Source organism: Bacillus sp. LR--39 (assembly GCF_053613335.1).
The window spans coordinates 1-1,681 of the sequence record NZ_JBSIOT010000097.1 but is presented as its reverse complement, the minus strand read 5'-3'; the positions used below and the strand labels follow the sequence as shown (position 1 = coordinate 1,681).

At 48.6% G+C, this 1,681-nt stretch carries 3 protein-coding genes and 2 pseudogenes; all 5 read left to right on the top strand.

The annotated features are described in order from the left end of the window. Window positions 1-101, top strand: a pseudogene (locus ACWHAR_RS20680) (nuclear transport factor 2 family protein); the annotation flags it as partial. Next, window positions 92-459: pseudogene (locus ACWHAR_RS20675) on the top strand (hypothetical protein); the annotation flags it as partial. The pseudogenes ACWHAR_RS20680 and ACWHAR_RS20675, both read left to right, overlap by 10 nt. A gap of 146 nt (window positions 460-605) precedes the next feature. Next, window positions 606-854, top strand: coding sequence for a spore coat-associated protein CotJA (gene cotJA / locus ACWHAR_RS20670; RefSeq protein ID WP_017695614.1), 249 nt, complete (start codon window positions 606-608; stop codon window positions 852-854). Next, a complete protein-coding gene (gene cotJB, locus ACWHAR_RS20665; protein WP_003219491.1) occupies window positions 838-1,101 on the top strand; it encodes a spore coat protein CotJB in 264 nt (87 codons plus the stop codon). The genes cotJA and cotJB overlap by 17 nt, the downstream gene beginning before the upstream one ends. 14 nt (window positions 1,102-1,115) lie before the next feature. Further along, window positions 1,116-1,681, top strand: a 566-nt coding sequence (gene cotJC, locus ACWHAR_RS20660) for a spore coat protein CotJC (RefSeq protein WP_452087684.1), incomplete at its 3' end; no start/stop codon positions are given.

Below are 1,681 nucleotides of genomic sequence, written 5' to 3'. Positions count from 1 at the left end.
GCTGGACGGAGCTTTGGGATGAGAATGCTGTATTTGAGTTTCCTTATGCGCCGGAGGGATCACCGAAAAGAATAGAAGGAAAAGCGGCCATTTACGATTTTTAAAGGAGGCAAAGCGTCTCGGTGCAAAGCGTGTAGTGATGCTAAGTGCGTCTGTTGTCCCTGAGAATGGTCCCGTTTTTGGCGCGCTTCATCAGGCAGTGCGTGAGTTTCCAGAATGGACGGTGCTGCGGCGGGACGCCGGGTGGAGCATGTCAGCATTTCTCGTTCCGAGCTGCAGAATCGGATGGAGACAGCTGGTTTGCCGGCTGATTATGCGGGATTTATGGCGGGGCTTGATGAGGCAATCAGCCATGGTGCGGAACATCGGGTAACGGATACAGTGAAGCGTGTGACGGGAAAAGAACCTCGTTCGCTGTCAGAGTTTGCGGCTGCTCATGCTGCATATTGGAAACACTGACCTCATTTTAGACTGAATAGTCTAGAAAGACCTTCGGCGCTTCCGAAGGTCTTCTTATTGAAAAAGCTAAGTCGTGTTTTAGTCATAATCATGCCTCCTGCTTCATACCTATTAAGGTCATTGTTTTTGAGAAAGGAGGAGCCGGAATGAAGGATATGCAGCCGTTTACGCCTGTCAAATCATATACGCCCTTTCACAGCCGTTTTGATCCCTGTCCGCCCATAGGGAAGAAATATTACAGAACGCCCCCTAACCTTTATATGACCTTTCAGCCTGAGCACATGGAGCAGTTTTCGCCGATGGAGGCTTTGAGGAAAGGCACCCTTTGGAAGGATATCTATGATTTTTATGAAAACCCTTATCGAGGGGGAGACGCACATGGCAAAAAAGGTTGATGCCGAATATTATCGTCAGCTAGAGCAAATACAGGCTGCTGATTTTGTGCTTGTTGAGCTGAGTCTTTATTTAAATACACATCCTCATGATGAAGATGCGCTGAAGCAATTCAATCAATATTCCGGCTATTCAAGGCACTTAAAAAGACAGTTCGAATCCTCTTACGGACCGCTTCTGCAGTTCGGCAACAGCCCCGCGGGCAAGGATTGGGATTGGGGAAAAGGGCCATGGCCGTGGCAAGTATAAGGAGGAATGCCTGAATGTGGGTGTATGAAAAGAAGCTGCAATACCCTGTCAAGGTCAGTACGTGCAACCCGACGCTGGCGAAGTATTTGATTGAGCAGTATGGCGGAGCGGACGGTGAGCTGGCCGCGGCTCTCCGGTATTTGAACCAGCGTTATACGATTCCTGATAAGGTCATCGGCCTTTTAACAGATATCGGCACGGAGGAGTTTGCCCATTTGGAAATGATTGCGACCATGGTCTATAAGTTAACGAAAGACGCCACACCGGAGCAGCTGCGTGAAGCTGGGCTTGGCGATCATTACGTCAATCACGACAGCGCGCTTTTTTATCATAATGCGGCGGGCGTGCCGTTTACCGCAAGCTATATCCAAGCGAAGGGCGATCCGATTGCCGATTTATACGAAGATATTGCCGCAGAAGAAAAGGCGCGGGCGACGTATCAATGGCTGATTGATATTTCGGATGATCCTGATTTAAACGATTCCCTGCGTTTTTTGCGAGAGCGTGAAATCGTACACTCTATGCGCTTCAGAGAAGCGGTTGAAATTTTAAAAGAAGAACGGGATAAAAAGAAGATTTT

Coding starts and splice junctions, on each gene's coding strand:
- cotJA (WP_017695614.1), top strand. CDS start 606: ATGAAGGATATGCAGCCGTTTACGCCTGTCAAATCATATACGCCCTTT.
- cotJB (WP_003219491.1), top strand. CDS start 838: ATGGCAAAAAAGGTTGATGCCGAATATTATCGTCAGCTAGAGCAAATA.